The 313-nt window shown below is 74.8% G+C and carries 1 protein-coding gene; it reads left to right on the plus strand.

Features of this window, described 5'->3' with window-relative positions; translation table 11 throughout:
* On the plus strand, window positions 1–313 hold a 313-nt coding region (locus tag LP52_RS25410), incomplete at both ends, for a beta-ketoacyl synthase N-terminal-like domain-containing protein (RefSeq protein ID WP_040276958.1).

Consider the following 313-nt stretch of genomic DNA (forward strand, 5'->3'; position numbering starts at 1 on the left):
CCGGCGCCGCCGCGGAGCCGATCGCGATCGTGGGGATCGGCTGCCGGCTGTCGGGGGGTGTGGCCTCGCCGGAGGATCTGTGGGAGCTGGTGGAGGCGGGTGGGGACGCGACCTCGGAGTTTCCCGCCGACCGGGGGTGGGACGTGGACGCGCTCTACGACCCGCACCCGGGCGTACCCGGCCGCACCTACGCCCTGCGGGGCGGGTTCCTGGGCGGTGCGGCGGAGTTCGACGCGGGGTTCTTCGGTATCTCGCCGCGTGAGGCGCTGGCGATGGATCCGCAGCAGCGGGTGCTGCTGGAGACGGCGTGGGA

Origin of the sequence: Streptomonospora alba (assembly GCF_000826685.1) — a bacterium.
Classification (GTDB): domain Bacteria; phylum Actinomycetota; class Actinomycetes; order Streptosporangiales; family Streptosporangiaceae; genus Streptomonospora; species Streptomonospora alba.